This is a genomic window from Paenibacillus gorillae, from assembly GCF_000513275.1.
Taxonomy (GTDB): domain Bacteria; phylum Bacillota; class Bacilli; order Paenibacillales; family Paenibacillaceae; genus Pristimantibacillus; species Pristimantibacillus gorillae.
Window position 1 is genome coordinate 1 of record NZ_CBVJ010000083.1, and the last position, 19586, is coordinate 19586.

General features: G+C 50.7%; 15 protein-coding genes, 2 tRNA genes and 2 pseudogenes. 4 read left to right on the plus strand and 15 right to left on the minus strand.

Annotated elements, in window-relative coordinates; genetic code table 11:
- From TY10_RS14765 to TY10_RS14805, 9 genes and pseudogenes are all read right to left on the minus strand, one after another.
- On the minus strand, positions 1-449 hold a 449-nt coding region (locus tag TY10_RS14765; RefSeq protein WP_042164878.1), incomplete at its 3' end, for a hypothetical protein.
- 242 nt (positions 450-691) lie between these two features.
- Complete coding sequence (yihA, locus tag TY10_RS14770; protein ID WP_042164880.1) at positions 692-1288, minus strand: ribosome biogenesis GTP-binding protein YihA/YsxC; 597 nt, start codon at positions 1286-1288, stop codon at positions 692-694.
- Entirely contained in the window at positions 1285-3768 is a 2484-nt protein-coding gene (gene lon, locus TY10_RS14775; protein WP_042164882.1) for an endopeptidase La, read from the minus strand. Before lon ends, yihA begins: the two co-directional genes overlap by 4 nt.
- 36 nt (positions 3769-3804) lie before the next feature.
- Positions 3805-5507, minus strand: a pseudogene (lonB, locus tag TY10_RS14780) (ATP-dependent protease LonB).
- Between the two features lie 195 nt (positions 5508-5702).
- Positions 5703-6812, minus strand: a complete 1110-nt coding sequence (gene ispG, locus TY10_RS14785) for a flavodoxin-dependent (E)-4-hydroxy-3-methylbut-2-enyl-diphosphate synthase (RefSeq protein WP_042164884.1) — start codon at positions 6810-6812, stop codon at positions 5703-5705.
- Positions 6813-6914: 102 nt separating this feature from the next.
- The gene (clpX, locus tag TY10_RS14790) at positions 6915-8171 is read right to left on the minus strand and encodes an ATP-dependent protease ATP-binding subunit ClpX (protein WP_042164885.1); all 1257 of its coding nucleotides are present in this window, start codon (positions 8169-8171) and stop codon (positions 6915-6917) included.
- 16 nt (positions 8172-8187) lie between these two features.
- Positions 8188-8778, minus strand: coding sequence for an ATP-dependent Clp endopeptidase proteolytic subunit ClpP (gene clpP / locus TY10_RS14795; RefSeq protein WP_042164887.1), 591 nt, complete (start codon positions 8776-8778; stop codon positions 8188-8190).
- A gap of 241 nt (positions 8779-9019) precedes the next feature.
- Positions 9020-10309 carry a trigger factor gene (gene tig / locus TY10_RS14800; protein ID WP_042164892.1) on the minus strand — a complete coding sequence of 430 codons (1290 nt, stop codon included), beginning with the start codon at positions 10307-10309 and terminating at the stop codon, positions 9020-9022.
- A gap of 87 nt (positions 10310-10396) precedes the next feature.
- Positions 10397-11254, minus strand: a complete 858-nt coding sequence (locus tag TY10_RS14805; protein WP_238327646.1) for a hypothetical protein — start codon at positions 11252-11254, stop codon at positions 10397-10399.
- Between the two features lie 361 nt (positions 11255-11615).
- Between TY10_RS14805 and TY10_RS14810 the strand changes: the two genes are divergently transcribed.
- Positions 11616-11689, plus strand: a tRNA-Gly gene (locus TY10_RS14810).
- Between the two features lie 62 nt (positions 11690-11751).
- A tRNA-Arg gene (locus TY10_RS14815) sits at positions 11752-11828 on the plus strand.
- Between the two features lie 286 nt (positions 11829-12114).
- On the opposite strand, the gene TY10_RS14820 is transcribed toward TY10_RS14815, so the two are convergent.
- The gene (locus TY10_RS14820; RefSeq protein WP_042164897.1) at positions 12115-12447 is read right to left on the minus strand and encodes a hypothetical protein; all 333 of its coding nucleotides are present in this window, start codon (positions 12445-12447) and stop codon (positions 12115-12117) included.
- Between the two features lie 158 nt (positions 12448-12605).
- Between TY10_RS14820 and asnB the strand changes: the two genes are divergently transcribed.
- Complete coding sequence (gene asnB / locus TY10_RS14825) at positions 12606-14450, plus strand: asparagine synthase (glutamine-hydrolyzing) (protein ID WP_042164899.1); 1845 nt, start codon at positions 12606-12608, stop codon at positions 14448-14450.
- A gap of 77 nt (positions 14451-14527) precedes the next feature.
- Here the strand turns inward: asnB and TY10_RS14830 are convergent, their stop codons facing one another.
- From TY10_RS14830 to TY10_RS14840, 3 genes are all read right to left on the minus strand, one after another.
- Positions 14528-15166 (minus strand): XTP/dITP diphosphatase, encoded by a 639-nt coding sequence (locus TY10_RS14830; protein WP_238327648.1) that lies wholly within the window; start codon positions 15164-15166, stop codon positions 14528-14530.
- A gap of 1 nt (position 15167) precedes the next feature.
- Positions 15168-15911, minus strand: a complete 744-nt coding sequence (rph, locus tag TY10_RS14835) for a ribonuclease PH (RefSeq protein ID WP_042164905.1) — start codon at positions 15909-15911, stop codon at positions 15168-15170.
- Positions 15912-16139: 228 nt separating this feature from the next.
- Complete coding sequence (locus TY10_RS14840; protein ID WP_042164908.1) at positions 16140-17192, minus strand: GerMN domain-containing protein; 1053 nt, start codon at positions 17190-17192, stop codon at positions 16140-16142.
- A 129-nt stretch (positions 17193-17321) separates the two neighbouring features.
- On the opposite strand from TY10_RS14840, the pseudogene TY10_RS14845 reads away from it, so the two are divergent.
- Positions 17322-17862, plus strand: a pseudogene (locus TY10_RS14845) (phosphatidylglycerophosphatase A family protein).
- A 367-nt stretch (positions 17863-18229) separates the two neighbouring features.
- Here the strand turns inward: TY10_RS14845 and TY10_RS14850 are convergent.
- A complete protein-coding gene (locus tag TY10_RS14850) occupies positions 18230-18688 on the minus strand; it encodes a hypothetical protein (protein WP_042164911.1) in 459 nt (152 codons plus the stop codon).
- A 131-nt stretch (positions 18689-18819) separates the two neighbouring features.
- Positions 18820-19586 (minus strand): LPXTG cell wall anchor domain-containing protein (locus TY10_RS30465; protein ID WP_155985876.1); only part of this gene is annotated, 767 nt, incomplete at its 5' end.

Consider the following 19586-nt stretch of genomic DNA (forward strand, 5'->3'; position numbering starts at 1 on the left):
ATTAATCGGCTGCGATACACTCTCTCCAACTGGCCGATCGTGTCCTTATACTCGAACACGATTCTGGTGCCGGAGGCGGTAGTCTCCAAAATGCGACGGACATTGCCATTTGTATAGTGGTAGATCATCGTATAATGACTATAAATGCGATTGACAACCGCGTCTCCATGGAAAGCTGCTACAGCTTTGCGCATGGCATTGGTCAGCTTTGGATGAACAAGGCGGCAGGAAAGCACACACACGTACCGGTCCTGTTGACGTTCAAACGTCAACCATACCTTTTCCCTCCCTGCTACGTCTTCGAGAACCATCTCCTGATTGCCATTATCGAGTACCAGCACTTGAAGCTCAAGCTGTTGATCGTCGAAAAAACGGACAAATTGGAACATCTCATCAATCGTTAGCTGCAGTTTGGCGTTTACATACTCCGTGGCTAGCCGCTGAGCCATAAAATCTCCTCAATTCTTTGAGTTGCACCTTGTGAACGTATTGCATTCCTATAAAACTTCAAAGTCCGCCCAAGGATGGGAAGGCTGTTTAAGTTAGCTTAAGTATAGTATACGTGATTAGTGCGTTTTATTCCTGCCCTTCAGCCTCGATATTCCAGCGTATTTCTTAGAAAACCGGAAAAATCCGCGAAGAGGTTAACCTTTTTTAATAAATTCTCAACATTATGCTTGAAGATGCTGCGTTAGCTTCCTGATGTGCCAGTTGCTTCTGTAATGACGGCCCAAAGTTCATCTCGACCAAGTCCTGTGTCAGAGGAAAATTTGACGAAGCTATCACGCGGATCGACCTCAAGCGTTTCCTTGATCACTTTCAGATGCTTGTCCCATTTGCTTTTCGGAATTTTATCGGCCTTGGTCGCTACGATGCAAGTCGGAATGTTGAAATGCTTCAGCCAGTGGTACATCAGCACATCGTCCTTGGACGGCGCATGGCGAATGTCGATAATGAGCAATTGAAGCTTCAACTGCTCCCGGTCGCGGATATAGGTTTCAATCATTTGACCAAACTGCTCACGCTGCGTCTTGGATACTTTAGCATAGCCATAGCCCGGAAAATCGACGAAATAGACCATGTCATTCACCCGGTAATAGTTAAGCTGCTGGGTTTTGCCCGGCTGCGAGCTCGTTCTTGCCAAGTTTTTGCGCATAATCATTTTATTGATCAGCGACGATTTACCGACATTGGAACGCCCTGCCAGAGCGATCTCCGGCAAGGCGTCATCAGGGTATTGATGAGGCTGTACTGCACTTATAATAAAGTCTGCTTGTGTAATCTTCATAGTATCGGTGATCCTGCTTTCTCTTCCGTAGTAGCCGGCAGCAATGCATGCTGGAGAACTTCGTCCATATGGGCGACTGGAACAAAAGTCAGCTCGCTTCGCACGCTGTCCGGAATATCGCGCAGATCCCGCTCATTTTCTTTTGGCATAAGCACTTTAGTGATACCTGCGCGATGAGCCGCAAGCGACTTTTCCTTCAAACCGCCAATCGGCAGCACGCGGCCGCGAAGCGTAATCTCGCCCGTCATCGCGACTTCCTTCGATACCCGGCGTCCAGTTAAAGCGGAAATAAGCGCCGTTGCCATCGTAATGCCTGCCGAAGGGCCATCCTTCGGAATCGCTCCTTCAGGAATATGAATATGAATATCGTTCTTCTCATGAAAGCTCGGATCGATATTCAATTCCAGCGATTTCGAGCGGGTAAAACTGAATGCGGCTTGCGCCGATTCTTTCATCACATCGCCCAGCTTGCCTGTCAGCGTCAGCTTGCCGCTGCCTGGCATGACTGTAACCTCGATGACGAGCGTATCGCCGCCAACCTCGGTCCATGCAAGCCCTGTTACCGCACCAACCTGATCCTCAAGTTCAGCCATTCCATACCGGAATCTAGCTGGGCCCAGCCATTCCTTGAGCAGTTCCTCGTCAACGATGAGAGTTGGTGTCAATGCTGCAGCGTCCTCCTCAGAGGAGCCGAATGCCGCATCGAGTGTATTCAACGTCGGATCATCCTGTTCAAGCTCGGCAGCCCCAGCCCCATCGGCTTCCACAACCGTTGAACGATCTTGGCTTCCATTCGCCACGATATGCTTAGCTGCTTTGCGGCAAAGCGCTGCGATTTGCTGCTCCAAATTCCGCACGCCGGACTCCCTCGTATACTCGCGAATGAGCTGCAGCAGCACATCTTCGCCCACTTCGAGCTGAGCTTCTGTCAGACCGTGCTCCCTCTTCTGCTTAGGCAGCAAGTAGCGGCTGGCGATTTGAAGCTTTTCGAGTTCCGTGTAGCCAGGAATATAGAGGACTTCCATCCGGTCCAGAAGCGGACGCGGAATGTTTTGCATCACATTGGCCGTTGTAATAAACATAACGTTGGATAAGTCAAAAGGCACTTCGACAAAATGGTCGCTGAACGTGCTGTTCTGCTCAGGGTCCAGCACCTCAAGCAGTGCTGAAGACGGGTCGCCGCGGAAATCCATCGCCATCTTGTCAATCTCATCGAGTAAAAAGACCGGATTAAGCGAGCCTGCCGTTTTCATGCCTTGAATGATGCGGCCCGGCATTGCGCCGACATAAGTTCTGCGATGTCCGCGAATTTCCGCTTCATCGCGCACGCCGCCCAGAGAAATCCGGACGAACTTGCGGTCAAGCGATTTTGCAATCGAACGGGCAAGTGAAGTTTTGCCCACCCCTGGCGGTCCGACCAGACAAAGAATCGGGCCTTTCATTTTGCGGACAAGCTGCTGTACCGCCAAATATTCCAGCACCCGCTCCTTCGGCTTTTCCAAGCCGTAATGATCGTTGTTCAGAATCTCTTCCGCTTTGGCGAGACTGAGATCATCCTCCGTCAGCTTGTTCCAAGGCAAAGCCAGCAGCCAGTCGATATAATTGCGGATAACACCGCCTTCTGCAGAGCTTGCCGGCATTTTTTCCAGCCGATCGATTTCTTTCTCGATCTTCTCCTTTACCGGCTCCGGAACGCCCGCTTCAGCAAGCTGGTTTCGCAGCTCCTCGACTTCTCCGGCTCTTCCTTCCTTCTCGCCAAGCTCTTTCTGAATGGCCTTCATTTGCTCACGCAAATAGTATTCCTTCTGCGTCTTCTCCATCTGCTTCTTCACGCGCTGGCTGATCTTGCGTTCCAGCTCCAGCACCTCGCGCTCGTTGTTCAGCAGATCGAGCAGCCGCTCCAGCCGTTCGCGAACGTCTACCGTCTCCAATATATCCTGTTTATCTTTAATCTTTAAGGATAGATGGCTCGTAATGACGTCGGCCAAACGGCCCGGCTCGTCAATGTCGGATACAGCTGCATGCGTCTCCGGCGTAACCTTCTTCGATAACGAAATATAATGCTCGAATTGGCTGAGTACGGAACGCATGAGCGCATCCACTTCCGGATCATCCGTCTCCTGCTCCGGCAATTCTTTGACCGACACCTCGTAAAATTCGTCATTCGCAACATAATCGACGATCTCTGCGCGGCTTACCCCTTCTACCAGCACCCGGATCGTACCGTTTGGCAGCTTCAACATTTGACGCACACGAGCTATCGTTCCGATTCGGTAAATATCCTCTTCGGTTGGCTCCTCGATATTGACTTCGGATTGCGAACAAAGCAAAATCATATGATCGTCAATCATCGACTTTTCCAGCGCCCGCACCGATTTATCTCTGCCTACATCCAGATGGAGCACCATGCTGGGATATACGAGCAATCCCCTTAATGGGAGCAAGGGCAGTCGACGGGTTTTCGTTTTAGCGGATCCCAAACCAGCACCTCCAAAAATTCTGTCTACCCTATTTTATCATTCCGCGGAATCCGCCTGCAAATAGGGAACGCCCGTCGGGATAAAAAGGTCTGTTGCAACATGCGCTTCCACATCTTCGACGGTCGTCTCTCCAACCGGGAATACGTACTTGAACACTTCATCCACACGGTCGACCGGAATGACCTTCAAGCCTTGCAAATCAGCGAAAATCGCCTGCCAGTTCTCCCGCGGAATAATGACCGTGTCGGCCCCAGCCTGAAATGCAGCCTCTACCTTCGCCAATACACCGCCTACTGGCTTCACATTGCCATGGATGCCAACCTCACCGGTCATCGCCAGCTTATTGTCAATCGGAATTTCCCGGATTGCCGATGCAATGGCCGTCGCCATCGCAATACCGGCGGAAGGTCCATCGATCGGCGTGCCGCCTGGGAAGTTGATATGCAGATCATAATCCTGCGGTTTCAAGCCATAACGGCGAAGCATCGTCAGCACATTCTCCACAGAACCCTTCGCCATGCTTTTCCGGCGCAGCGTTCTTGTGCCTCCGCCCAGCTCTTCTTCATCTACAACACCTGTAATTGTAAATTGACCGCGGCCGGAAGGGGCAGCGATTGCGCTGACCTCGATTTCAAGCAGTGTCCCCATATTCGGTCCGTACACGGCAAGCCCATTGACGAAGCCGATTTGCGGCGCATTCGGCACCTTACGATCCGGACGCGGCGGAATTTGGCTGCTGTTGACAACCCATTCCACATCAGCTGCTGTGATGGAATCACGCTTCTCGGACAGGGCTACACCAGCCGCAAGTTGAATAACATTTACAGCTTCCCGCCCGTTTGTCGCATAGCGCTCCACAACCGCAACTGCTTCCGGGCAAGGCGCAAAGCCGATTTTCTTCACCGCGTTTTGCGCGATCAGCGAAATCTCTCCAGGCAGGAGCGGGCGGAAGAACACCTCCATGCAGCGAGAGCGAATCGCTGGCGGCAAATCTTGCGGCGATCTAGTCGTTGCGCCAACAAGCCGGAAGTCAGCAGGCAAGCCGTTTTGGAAAATATCGTGAATGTAGATCGGAATATTCGCATCTTCCGAATTGTAATAAGCGCTCTCCAGAAATACTTTACGATCCTCCAGTACTTTTAACAGCTTATTCATTTGCACCGGATGCAATTCCCCGATTTCATCAATAAAGAGAATACCGCCATGCGCCTTCGTAACAGCGCCCGGCTTCGGCTGCGGGATGCCTGCGACACCCATCGCCCCGGCTCCCTGATAGATCGGATCATGGACTGAACCGATCAGCGGATCGGCAATGCCCCGCTCGTCAAAGCGGGCTGTCGTCGCATCGATTTCAGTAAATTTGGCTTCCTGCAGAAACGGAGAGGTCGGATTTTTCTTCGCTTCTTCCAGCACAACGCGAGCCGCTGCCGTCTTCCCGACGCCCGGAGGCCCGTATATAATGACATGCTGCGGATTGGCGCTGCACAATGCAGCCTTAAGCGCGCGCAATCCGTCCACTTGCCCGACGATATCCTGCATCGCTTGCGGACGAGTCTTCTCAGCAAGCGGCTTCGTCAGCGAGATGGAGCGAAGCTTTCTGAGCTTATCCATCTCCTTGCGCGATTCCCGGTCAACCGCTGAACGATTCGTTTTCTGGTTCCGTAGTAAATTCCAGAAATATAGCCCAATAACGACAGCAAAAAAACTTGAATCAACATCAATACAATACTTAAATTCATCGATTATCCGCTCCTCATAAAAAAGCTTTCCTGTGCACGACGGCAATAGAGTTCGTAATTGCTAGTATTGCCTCCTCTATCCGGGAATAACCGCCAGCGCCATTTTTTCCTTTTATGAAAACGAATAACTTGATTTTGCAAAAAAGAGACGTTCTCCTTCATCCGAAGATGACAGCAGAACGCCTCTCTCATGGATTAAGCGTGCGTATGATGCTTGCGGCCAGGAATTTCGCCCGTTTCCTCAAACACGCGCACAATCTCATCGATTTCTTTTTTCAATTCATTCAGCAGCTCCGCTTCCGGCACTTTACGGATCATTTCTCCGTAACGGAAAAGCATACCCTCGCCTCGCGCGCCGGCGATGCCGATGTCCGCCTCCCGGGCTTCGCCAGGACCGTTAACCGCACAGCCAAGAACAGAAACTTTGATCGGCACTTTGATTTTGGAGATATACTCCTCAACCTCATTGGCAATCGAGAACAGATCGATATCCAGACGGCCGCAGGTTGGGCAGGAAACAAGCGTTGCCGCGTTCGTTATCAGCCCAAACGTCTTGAGCAGCTCGCGCGCAACCTTAACTTCCTCAACCGGGTCTGCACTAAGGCTGATCCGAACCGTATTACCAATGCCGAGCGCCAGCAAAGCACCAATGCCTGCCGAGCTCTTGATCGTACCGGTATGAAGTGTGCCAGCTTCCGTGATGCCGAGGTGAAGCGGATACTTGATTTGCTTGGCAGCCATGCTGTAAGCGGCAATCGCCATCGGTACGTCAGAAGCTTTCAGTGACACGATAATATCGTGGAAGTCCAGCTCTTCAAGGATGCCAATATGGAACAATGCGCTCTCTACCATTGCTTCCGGAGTCGGATAACCGTATTTCTCCAGCAAATGATTTTCCAGCGAGCCTGCATTTACGCCGATCCGAATCGGAATGCCGCGTTCCTTGCAAGCCTTAACAACTGCTTCGACCTTCTCGCGGCGGCCGATGTTGCCGGGATTGATACGCACTTTATCGATGCCGTTCTCAATGGCGGCAAGAGCAAGCCGGTAATCGAAATGAATGTCCGCAACGAGCGGTATATGAATCCGTTTCTTAATTTCCTTAATGGCTTCCGCTGCTTCCTTATTGTTTACCGTTACCCGGACAATCTGGCAGCCGGCTTCCTCAAGACGAAGAATCTCGGCGACCGTCGCCTCAACGTCAGCGGTCTTGGTCGTACACATGCTCTGGATGATGACTTCGTCGCTGCCGCCAATCGTCAAGTTACCGACTTTGACCGGCACCGTATCTTTACGCGTATACATCATTGATCTCTCCCATGAACGTCAAATTCCACCCTAAAGCGTTAATTACCAGCGGCATATGCCGCGCGCCTAGGGTGGACTTTTGACGGTAATGATTGTAGATTAGGCGCTTTCTTCCTTCTTCTTGCCTTTTTTGGCGGATAGCTCAGGCATGATTTTGTCCTGTACCGATTTCTCAGTAATGAGACAAGTGCTCACGTCGTCGCGGGAAGGCACCTCGTACATCACTTCAAGCATAATGCCCTCGATGATCGCACGCAAGCCACGAGCGCCGGTATTCCGCTTAATCGCTTCTTTCGCGATTGCTTCAAGCGCGGCTGGCTCGAAATCAAGCTTAACGTTGTCCATCTCCAGCAGTTTTTGATATTGCTTCACGAGCGCGTTTTTCGGTTCGGAGAGAATGCGCATGAGCGCTTCCTCGTCAAGCGGCTCCAGCGTAGAGATAACTGGAAGACGGCCGACGAATTCCGGAATAAGACCGAATTTCAGCAGATCCTCAGGCAGTACCATCGACAGGTATTCACCTGGCTTCAGATCTTTCGTCAACTCGCCGTTCGAGCTAAAGCCGATAACTTTTTTACCAATACGGCGTTTGATCAGCTGCTCCAGCCCGTCGAACGCGCCGCCGCAGATGAACAAAATGTTCGTCGTATCGATTTGAATAAACTCTTGATGCGGATGCTTACGCCCGCCTTGCGGAGGAACCGAGGCAACCGTACCTTCGAGAATTTTGAGCAGCGCTTGCTGCACGCCTTCGCCCGAAACGTCGCGGGTAATCGAAGGGTTCTCGGATTTGCGGGCTACTTTATCGATCTCGTCAATATAAATAATGCCGCGTTCCGCTTTCTCCACATCGTAATCAGCAGCTTGAATCAGCTTGAGCAAAATGTTCTCAACGTCCTCGCCGACATAGCCGGCTTCCGTGAGCGATGTCGCGTCTGCAATCGCAAACGGCACGTTCAAAATTTTGGCCATCGTCTGTGCAAGAAGCGTCTTACCAGAGCCCGTAGGACCTACGAGCAAGATGTTGCTCTTTTGAAGCTCAACGTCTTCAATTTTGCTTCCGGAGTTAACGCGTTTGTAATGATTATATACTGCTACAGACAGCGATTTCTTCGCAAATTCCTGACCGATTACATACGAATCCAGAATGGCGCGGATGTCCTTCGGCTTCGGAATATCTTTCAGATCAAGCTCTTCCTCATGGCCGAGTTCCTCTTCCACGATTTCCGTGCAAAGCTCGATACATTCATCGCATATATATACGCCGGGACCGGCAACCAACTTGCGTACTTGCTCCTGCGATTTGCCGCAGAACGAGCATTTCAATTGGCCCTTTTCGTCATTGAATTTAAACATGGTATCACCCCTTCAATTAAATCGATACCGGAGATGTAATCACCTTGTCGATCAAACCGTAATTCAACGCTTCCTCTGCGCTCAAAAAGTTGTCGCGATCGGTATCGCGTTCGATTTTTTCGTACGGCTGGCCGGTACGCTCTACATAAATTTGGTTCAGCTTTTCTTTCGTTTTCAAAATCCAGTCAGCGTGAATTTTAATATCCGACGCTTGACCGCGAACGCCGCCGAGCGGCTGGTGGATCATAACTTCCGCATTCGGAAGCGCAAAACGTTTGCCTTTGGCGCCTGCAGTCAACAGCAGGGAGCCCATGCTTGCCGCCATGCCCATGCAAATCGTCGACACGTCCGGCTTAATATATTGCATCGTATCAAAAATGCCCATGCCGGCTGTTACACTGCCGCCCGGGGAATTAATGTACAGATGAATGTCTTTCTCTGGGTCGTCGGCCGCCAGGAAAAGCAGCTGCGCGATAATGGAGTTTGCTACGTCATCATCAATGGCGCTCCCGAGAAAAATAATGCGGTCCTTCAACAGACGCGAGTAAATATCGTATGACCGTTCCCCGCGATTTGTTTGTTCGACTACGATCGGTACCAGATTCATGCGACCAACCTCTTTTCGTTTTATGACTTTTTAAACAAAGCTATTGTAACACGTTGGAGAGGCAATGTCATTTTTCCAATACTACAGTATACGGCACTGCGCGCTCGATATGTACGGAGAACAATCTCCATTTCAACCACAATATGTTATGTAGGGTGAAAATAAGGCACGAATCTTATAATGATCACGTGCCTTATCCTCTTTAAAACTTATATTCAGTTAAGCTTCAGCTGTGATTGGCTTAAGCCGTTTTGCTGTTATCAAGCAGCAATTTGATTGTTTTGCGCAGTTCAACATCTTCTTTCAAGCTGTCAAGGCTGCCGTTTTGAGCGAAAATCGTACGCAGCTCTTCCGCAGGGCGGTTGTAAGCTGTCGACAGGTTTTCAAGCTCTTCCGTTACGTCAGCATCCGTTGCTTCGATGCCTTCCGCTTTCGCGATTGCGCTCAGAACAAGGTTGTTGCGAACGCGTTTCTCAGCGTCGGAACGCATTTGCTCACGCAATACGGACTCGTCTTGGCCGGAGAACTGGTAGTACAGATCCATGTTCATGCCTTGCATGCGAAGACGGTTTTCGAAGTCTTTCAGCATGAAGTCAACTTCCGTTACGATCATCGGTTCAGGAATTTCCACTTCAGCCAGCTCGGAAGCTTTTGCAACGACCGCGTTCTCGCGAGCTTGCTCCGCTTCTTTGGACTTGCTTTCTTTCAGCTTAACGATCAGGTCCTGCTTGTACTCTTCAAGCGTGTCGAACTCGCTAACGTCTTTGGCGAACTCGTCGTCAAGAGCTGGCAATGTTTTGCGCTTGATTTCATGCAGCTTCACTTTGAACACAGCAGCTTTGCCGGCCAGGTTTTCTGCATGGTACGCTTCAGGGAACGTTACTTCAACGTCTTTGAAGTCGCCGATTTGCATGCCGATGATTTGATCCTCGAAGCCTGGGATGAACGAGCCTGAACCCAGCTCCAGCGAATAACCTTCGCTTTGGCCGCCTTCGAACTGCTCGCCGTCTACATAGCCGTCGAAATCGATAACTGTCATGTCGCCAGTTTCTGCAGCGCCTTCGTCCACTACGGAAAGCTCCGCATGACGTTGTTGCAGACGCTCCAGCTCTTCATTCACTTCTTCGTCGCCAATCGTTACTTCAGTGGACGGTACTTCCAGACCTTTGTACTCGCCAAGCTGAACTTCAGGACGAACGATTACTTTTGCTTTAAACTTGAACGTTTCGCCTTTAGCGAACTGCTCCACGTCGATTTCCGGACGGTCGACAGGCTGCAGGTTGTTCTCGCTAACTGCTTCGGAATATGCGTCCGGAAGCAAGATGTCAATGGCGTCTTGGTACAAGCTCTCCACGCCGAAACGGGATTCGAAAATGCCGCGCGGCACTTTGCCTTTACGGAAGCCCGGTACATTGACCTTTTGAACTACTTTTTTGAATGCTTGGTCAAGTGCAGTAGCGACACGCTCTGCTCCAACCTCAACGTCGATAGAAACGACGTTCTTGTCTATTTTTTCCCAAGTTGCTTTCATTTTATGCTTTCCCCTCCAAAATACGGTTGCGTCCTAAATTTTCACGTTTCATAAACCATTCTATTATAAACAAGATGAGCCTGCATTTCAAGGCTGAGGATTATCTTCATCCGACCGCTGCAATACAGCAACCTGCCGAAGCGCCCTGCAGGCTTGCTCGTACCTGAATCGGAGCGATTCGGTAATGCCATAAACTTCCCGGATGTCGTCGTCGTTTGCAGTCCCGTAAACCGTCAGCAACAGCGTCAGATGCAGGGCTGCCGCGCAGCAATCGACCGTATCGTCTTCCTCGCGGAGCATCCAAGTGTATGCCGACGTTCCGTATAGAAACTGCAGGCTTTCCTTCCACAGCTCCCTGGCAAAATGCGGCAGTGTCGGGTCCTCGGACTCCGTCACTTGCTCTACACGCTCCAAGATGCGGCCGATCGGCTGCGGAAAATCGTCAATGGAAAGCGGTGTAGATTCAATATCCAGCTCCGCCATCTCGCCCATCCGATTCAGCAGCAGCATACCCGTTGCCTCACGCTTGCGGAGACATTGCAGCGCTTTGAACTGCAAAATGGGATGCAGGTCCGTCGTATTGGAAAGCCAATCAACGATGGCCGTGTCCACTTCAGGATCTTGAATATAAGCTGCCCGTTCAAGCGCCAATACTTGCTGATCCAGCATCGGATGATGCTCCATAATATAAAGGACTTGCTTAATGTACGCTTCATCCTGGGCTGGCGGATTCAGCATTTGCTCGCGGAGTACCCGCTCCTCTTCTGCCCCATCCGTATTAGCAGCTCCAGCGGAATCGTTCCCGTCCCCTTCCTCAGGGAACGCCATCTCCAGCCAAGTGAGCAGACTGCCCCATTCTTCATAGTGGCGTGCGTCTTCCCCCTTGCATTGAAGCAGGAAACGCAGCAGCCGCTTTGCCTCTCCATACTGTTCGGACTCCAGCATGCGCGTCAGCTGAATTTGGTAATGGTCCAGCATTTTCGGGAAGAGATAGACGTTGTCTTTACTATCATTATGTATATCGTTGTGAGTCGTTATGGTACCACCGCCTTATCGGTCCAGCCTTGTCTATCATCAGTCGATGCCCTGCGTTCGATTATACCACGTTCATGCCCAATTAAGAAACGGCGAAGCAAAAGGCGGTAAAGCGGATAAGACGAGGCTTGCCGCTTAGCTGCGGGCACAGGAACATGGGCTAGTGTCGGGCATGAAAGATTCTAATATTTATATCGGCCGGACATCGGCTAAAGTTTTTAACTTGATTTTTTTATTTGCCATATGCTATATTTACCAAGCGCATTTTTTTGCGGGTGTAGTTCAATGGCAGAATGCCAGCTTCCCAAGCTTGAGGCGTGGGTTCGATTCCCATCACCCGCTCCAAATTTTTTCTGAAATTAGCTATTGCCAAAACATGAAAGTGCATGCTATAATCTTTCTTATGTGTCCCAGTAGCTCAGCTGGATAGAGCAACGCCCTTCTAAGGCGTCGGTCGGGGGTTCGAATCCCTCCTGGGACGCCATTTCGTCTAAAATATACAAATGAGATAAATATGAAACCCCTAAAATCCTGATAATATCAAGGTTTTAGGGGTTTCCTTTATGCTTGCTAATATGAAAAAAAAACGATAAAAACTAAATTTGTTTACACATTTTTTACACACGCCCCCTCAAACATTTAAGTTTTATCCATTTGATTATTTCTCAACACACAAGTAAAGACGACGCATATTAGTTGATTAACCTACAACGCACCAGCTTCTCTAGAGGCTGGTGCGTTTTTGCATACATTCTCCTTATTCATCTAAACTACAGAATCCCCATACCCTCTATCACATGCTTCGTTTCATCCGTCCCGCGCTCGTAGAGAAAGCGGTAAATTTGCCGAAGTATGTCGTCATAGCCGCCGTTCATAATTGAATCATCATTCATCGCAATCGCCACCTGCAGAAAGTGGGAGGTTTGCGCCTCATCCATACTGGATAAATCGCTGAACAGCTGCTTCAATTGATCTGCTTCTTCTTCGCTTGCCGTAATAACAAGCTCGTAGGCTGCGGCTTCCTGGTCCGTCAACACTTGTCCAGCCTGAACGGATACGTAAAATGTTTTACGTTCTTCCTCTGCGTTATCTCCGTCATTCATTCTATGTTGTCATCTCCTTATTCCCGATATTGTCTATTTTGAACTGGGGGATTACCACCGTTAGCTTCCCTTTCGGACAGACATTTTATCCCTTTTTTCAGCATATACCTATTATTATCGCTATTGGACCCAGCAGAAGAGAAAGGAATGAGAACATAATGTGCGGAATAACAGGCTGGATCGATTGGACCCGCGATCTAACCCAAGACAGCAATAGTCTGGAACGCATGACAGAGACGTTGTCCTTGCGGGGACCAGACGCATCAGGCACTTGGATATCGGCCCATTGCGCGCTTGGTCATCGGCGTCTCAGCGTCATTGACCCGGAGAACGGCGCCCAGCCTATGATCAGGCATTCAGGGGATGACACCTACGTAGTCGTCTATAACGGAGAGCTATATAATGCGCTGGAATTGCGCAAGGAACTGGAAAGCAGAGGACGCAGCTTCACCACGACCTGCGATACAGAGGTGCTGCTCATCGCCTTCATCGAGTGGGGAAAAAGTTGCGTGGAGCGTTTTAACGGTATTTTCGCTTTCGCCATCTGGGATGTTACGGAGCAGGAGCTGTTCCTTGCCCGAGACCGCCTAGGCGTCAAGCCGCTGTTCTATAGCACGGCAGAAGGCCTGTTCCTCTTCGGTTCCGAGCCGAAGGCTATTCTTGCCCACCCTGCCGTAAAAGCAGAGGTTGGAGCAGAAGGCTTGGCAGAGATTTTCATACTTGGGCCTGCCCGGACGCCCGGCCAAGGCGTCTATAAGCAGCTTACGGAGCTGCTTCCGGGACAATGCATGACCGTCAACCGGGAAGGGCTGCGGAAAACGAAATATTGGAGCTTGGAGAGCCATCCCCATGACGAGGATGTTGCAGCTACGGCGGAGCATGTTCGCGAGCTTCTAAAAGATACAACGGAGCGGCAGCTCGTATCGGACGTGCCAGTGTGCACGCTGCTCTCCGGCGGATTGGATTCCAGCGCGCTTACGACGCTAGCCGTCCGCTATTACGAGCAGACCGGCCAAGGCAATGTCCATACCTATTCGGTCGATTATCAGGATAACGACAAGCATTTTAAGGCGCACGCGTTTCAGCCGAACAGCGATGCGCCGTGGATCGAGCGAATGACGACTCATCTCGGCACCATTCATCATCCGATCACATTCGATACGCCGGAGCTCGTCGCTGCACTTCGTGATGCTACATTCGCCCGCGATTTGCCTGGTATGGCGGATGTCGACGCTTCTTTGCTGCTGTTTTGCCGCGAGATTAAAAAAGGAGCAACAGTAGCCATATCAGGTGAAGCAGCCGATGAGATATTTGGCGGCTATCCTTGGTTCCACCGTGAGGAAGCGCTGAACGCCTCCACCTTCCCTTGGTCGCTTGCCTCCTCGATGCGTGCTGATCTGCTCGCACCGGACGTAGCGGATTGGATTAAACCGCTTGACTATATCGGGGATCGTTATTCGCAAGCGATCGCGGAAGTGCCTCATCTGGACGGAGAATCCGAGCAAGTACGACGCATGCGGCAAATGTCTTATTTGAACATTACACGTTTCATGCCGACGCTGCTGGACCGGAAAGACCGGATGAGCATGGCCGCCGGACTGGAGGTGCGCGTACCGTTCTGCGATCACCGTCTGGTGCAATATGTGTGGAACATCCCTTGGGAGATTAAAACTTCGGGAGATCGCGAGAAAGGCATTTTACGTAAAGCATTGAAAGGCGTCCTCCCGGATGATGTGCTGACGCGCAAAAAAAGCCCGTATCCCAAGACGCATAACCCCAACTATCTGGCCGCCGTCAAGGGACTTCTGCTTGACGTGCTAAACGATTCGTCCTCGCCAATTTTGTCTCTGATCAACGTAGCCAAAGTAAGGGAAATTGCTGATTCGGCAACAGCAAGCTCAAATATTCCGTGGTTTGGACAATTAATGTCCGGCCCGCAGCTGTTTGCTTATTTGTATCAGGTCAACCTGTGGCTCAAGGAATATGGCGTTTCGATTAAGTAAAATAAAAAGAGGCCGATCACAGTTTATAAGACTGCGGCCGGCCTCTTTTTCAGAAATAAAGCAAGACTCCCTTAATGTTAATTCAGCTTCTCTAGCAGTTGCTCCAACGCATGGCCCCGATGGCTGATACGCTGCTTTTCTTCCTTCGATAGCTCAGCCATCGCACGCCCAAGCTGCGGCAGCCAAAACAACGGATCGTAACCAAAGCCGCCTTCGCCGCGCGGACGATCGGCAATATAGCCGTCCACCGTTCCTTCCGCTTCTACGAACTCTCCTGTAGAAGGATCGTATAGCGCCAACACGCATACAAATTGCGCTTCGCTGAGCAGTCTCGTCCCGTCTGCCAAAGCTTCAGCTGCATCCGCACCTTCCAGCTTAGCCAGCTCTACAAGCAGCTTGGCATTATTGTCGCTGTCAGTTGCACCTTCGCCTGCATATCTCGCCGAATACACACCAGGAGCACCGCCCAGCGACTTAACACGCAATCCGGAATCATCGGCAAGTACGGGAACCTGGAATGCGTCGCCTGCCGCTTTCGCCTTTATGCGGGCATTTGCAGCAAACGTGTCTCCATCCTCCACAATATCTGGAAAAGCCGGATAATCGTTAAGGCTTGCCACTTCCTTGCCAATTTTGCTGAGCGCATGAGCGAATTCCTTCACTTTGCCTTCGTTTTTCGTAGCAATCAGAATACGCTTGCCGGATAGTTCCTTCACGCTATGAGCCTCCCCCGATACGGCCCGCATCTTCGCCCAGCGCCTCACGCTGATACCCGATTAGACGCCCAATGCCGCCTTCCGCCAGCTCCAACAGCTCGTTAAGCTCGCTGCGCGAGAACGGCTCTTCTTCTCCCGTTCCTTGCACCTCGACAAACTTGCCGTTGCCAGTCATGACGACGTTCATATCGACCTTGGCTTTCGAATCTTCATCATAATTCAGATCCAGCAAGGCTCTCTCTTGGATAACGCCGACACTGACAGATGCCAAATAGTCCGTAATCGGATATTTTGCAAACGTTGTCGTCTTCGCCAGCTTATTAACAGCCAGACACAAAGCTACGAATGAACCGGTAATCGAAGTCGTTCTCGTACCGCCATCTGCTTGAATCACGTCGCAATCCAGCGTAATCGTCCGCTCGCCGAGCGCTTGAAGATCAACCACAGAGCGCAAAGCGCGGCCAATCAGCCGTTGAATTTCCATCGTCCGGCCTGTCAGCTTGCCTCTTGCCGCTTCCCGTTGATTACGAGAATGGGTCGCACGCGGCAGCATGGAATATTCCGCTGTAATCCAGCCCTTGCCTTGGCCTTTCATAAAGGGCGGAACCCGCTCCTCGACACTTGCCGTGCAAATGACTTTCGTCTCTCCCACTTCAATAAGTACGGAGCCTTCCGCATATTTGTTAACGCCGGTCGTAATCGTCACCGGACGCAGCTCGCTTGGTTGGCGGCCATCAGTTCTCATTGTTACATCCTCCTGAATCTTTCGTTCTTCTGTCTGCGATCGCATCGCATTACTATGTAAGGTTCGCAGCTATCGTTACAATCCTTCCTATTTTACCAAAGGCTCATACGAAAAGCACCCTTGAAGCCATTTCATTTTTTAAAAATACCGCATTGTCCTGCTGCCAGTCCATAAAAAAAGAGGAGAGCTTCTGCAGCTCCCCCCTACTTACACTTCATTACGGTTCAATTAGCTCTTAATCGCATTGACATGGTGTGGACGTGTCACCGGCTCGGTGTAGGAATTGTTCTTATCGTCAATGACGTTGGATTCTCCGTTAAGCAAAATTTGCACTTTGGATGCCTTCGTATTTTCCGTGAGGGACAGGACGACCGCTTGCAGCATTTCTTCCGGTGCAGCTTGGCCTTCTTCGTAAGCAGGATCTTGGAGATCGACGGTTACCGTGTCGTCCTTTTGAACAATACTATTAACCTTGACGTCATTGGTAATGACGCTGGTCAGCTCTTTTTTATTCAACGGCCCGGAAATAAGCTGTTCCATGGCAGCGTCAGCCAGCTTCTCAGGACGAGCGATCAAGCGCGTAACCGGCACATAATATTGCTCGTCATGCGACGTTTGCGAAGAGAAGTACAATGTAACCGGAGTCGAGTTGGCATAGTTGACGCCGTCAGCAGCTTCGAGGTTAATCCCTACTGCTCGTGTCAGCGGCTCGTCTAACGGGAAACCGTCAACCGGCATTTCTTGCAGCTTTTCACCCTCCGACAATAATTCAACGCCTTCGATGCCTGGCATAGCCGTGAGAGTCCATGTAATCGCCTCTAAGATGGAGCGCTCTTCCGTATTGGTGTAGCTATTGAAAGCTTCGGAGAAATCAACGATCGCCAGCTTGTTTTCGACTTTGAATGATTTAACTTGCGTTCCTTGCGGGAGAACGGCCTTGAAGTCTTCCGGAAGCTGGCTGGCATACGACCCGCCGTCCACCATCATTTCCAGCGCTTTTTGCCCTGGCTGCTCGTTTTTGCCAAACGTCGTTTGCAGCGCTACTGGCGCCAAGTAACCGTTCCTGTCCTTCAGGTAGACCGTCATCTGAGTAGCGTCACCTTGGCCAGGCTGCTGAGCCTGTCCAGTATTAGCACCATCTACGTTGCTCGTTTCGTTCGTCCGTGGGGGATCAATCTCCCCATTCGTTTTTTTCGAGAACAATCCACAGCCTGTCACCAAAATCGGCAATACCAGTAAACCGCCGATTGCGGCGCGTCGAATCCATCGTGTTTGAACCATATTAACCTTTCCTCCCCAATCGATTATTGCCTCGCGGCTTTTTACATTTGCTTATTTGTAGTACTATGTATACGAGCCCTTCCCTGATTTAGACCAGTTTTGTCCACAAAATGATGAGGGGGTAATGTGATGTTTACACCAAATCCTTATAGCTTGAACAGCCGCAAGGTCGCAGAGGCTACAGATGAGTGGCTTGCGAAGCGCGGCGTATCCAAAACGCAAATCGGACAACTTGTCCATTTTTTACAAAAAGACTATTTCCCTGACCTTTCGCTGGACGAATGCATCGTGCATGTTGATGCGGTATTATCCAAACGCGAGGTGCAAAATGCGGTGCTGACCGGCATTCAGCTCGACGTGCTGGCCGAAGAAGGCAAGCTCATCTCGCCGCTTCAGGAGATGATTAAAAACGATGAAGGTCTGTATGGCTGCGATGAAATACTCGCACTTTCCATCGTCAACGTTTACGGCAGCATCGGCTTTACCAACTTCGGCTATATCGACAAGCTTAAGCCCGGTATATTGAAAAAGCTGAATGAGAAAAATCGGCGAGCATACGCATACTTTTCTCGATGATATCGTCGGCGCAATCGCCGCTTCAGCAGCAAGCCGGATCGCTCACCGCAAGCAAGCGGAACGCGAGGCGAGTACTGATCTGCCTCTTGATTAACCGTTGTAAAACAAAAGCCTGCCGCATCGAATGCGGCAGGCTTTTGTTTTAAGCTGATTGAGCTGTAGAGATGTAGAGATCACTATTTCCTGCTCCTGAATTTTAAACTGCAAGTAGCTTAGAGGTAGCTGCAACTGAATCAAAATGTAAAAGTGCAGGTTGTCAGCTGATTTTTCGACGAATTATCGCATCAAAATGCAAATGTGCAGGTTGATCGGGCTAAAAAGCCTCTAAAGCGTGCAAACGGGTGATTTCAACTGCACTTTTGCATTTTTGAAGGCTTTTTGAGAGCTTTTGAGCCTAAACAAAATGCACATTTGCATTTTGTTTCTCGTCCGGCTGCGTAGGGCGGTGAGCGGGAAAGTGACTACAAAAATCGATAAGGACGATACTGATTGCTGCCGGTATGCTTGGTCATTTTGACAGGCTCTTTGTTCGAGTACACGATAATGTGATCCTGATTCATTCCGTATTTGCCGTCCAGCATCGTGTAGCTGGAAGTTCCGTCAGTCCGGTGAACGACGATGAAATAGTTCTCATTTGCGGTCGCCAGCCGCGCTAGCTTAACGATTGCTTTGGGGTTCAGTTTTGTTGCAGAAGCCAGCTCAGTCTCCATTACATAGGGTGGAATGACGTAGACCTCATCAGCGTCCTGAAGTGCAAAACTAACTATCTCCTTGTCACTCAGACCGTTGATCGACTTTTCGACGACTTGCCGGATTTCCTTGTTCTCCGTTAGACGCTCCGAGTTCGGGAATGGCGCTGCAACCAGCGCCGCCACTAAAGCAATAAATGCTGCAAAATAAACAAGCTGACTTTTTCTCATGGTATATCTCCCTTGCTTCGAATGAATTTCACTTTACTAGATAGACGGCATAAACAGTTGAAAAATAACATGCGCTACAAAAAAAAGCCGGAGAGCTATATAGCCCCCGGCATTAGTAATAATTTCGTATGTTATTTCCGTTGTTTCATCTGAATTGTAAGCCCTGCTGCTGCTAGCAGCAGACCTGCGGCGTAATAAGGAAGTGAGCTGGATTCTCCTGTTTTAGGCAGTTGATCTACGTTTACGCTGCCCAACGGCGGCGTTTCTTCGTCGATTACAATCTCATCATCCTCAGAGCTAAGAGGCGGATTCGGAGAAGACGTTGGCGTTGCTTCAGGATCTCCGTCTACTGGACCCAATGGCGGCTCTTCCGGCGTAATGACGATCTCCTCGTCTGGCGTTGCGGAAGGGCTCGCAGTAGGAGTCGAAGATGGCTCCGAACTTGGCGTTGCCTCAGGACCACCGCTCGGTGTCGGACCTGGTGTTGCCTCTGGTGTTGCTGTCGGGGTTGCCTCTGGTGTCGCCGTCGGCGTTGCTTCTGGCGTTGCTGTCGGCGTAGCTTCTGGCGTCGCCGTTGGCGTTGCCTCTGGTGTCGCCGTCGGCGTTGCTTCTGGCGTTGCTGTCGGCGTTGCCTCTGGTGTCGCCGTCGGCGTTGCCTCTGGTGTTGCTGTCGGCGTTGCTTCTGGCGTTGCCTCTGGTGTCGCCGTCGGCGTTGCTTCTGGCGTCGCCGTTGGCGTTGCCTCAGGTGTCGCCGTCGGTGTAGCTTCTGGCGTCGCCGTCGGTGTAGCTTCTGGTGTCGCTGTTGGCGTAGTTTCTGGCGTCGCTGTTGGCGTTACCTCTGGTGTTGCTGTCGGCGTTACCTCTGGTGTCGCCGTCGGTGTAGCTTCTGGTGTCGCTG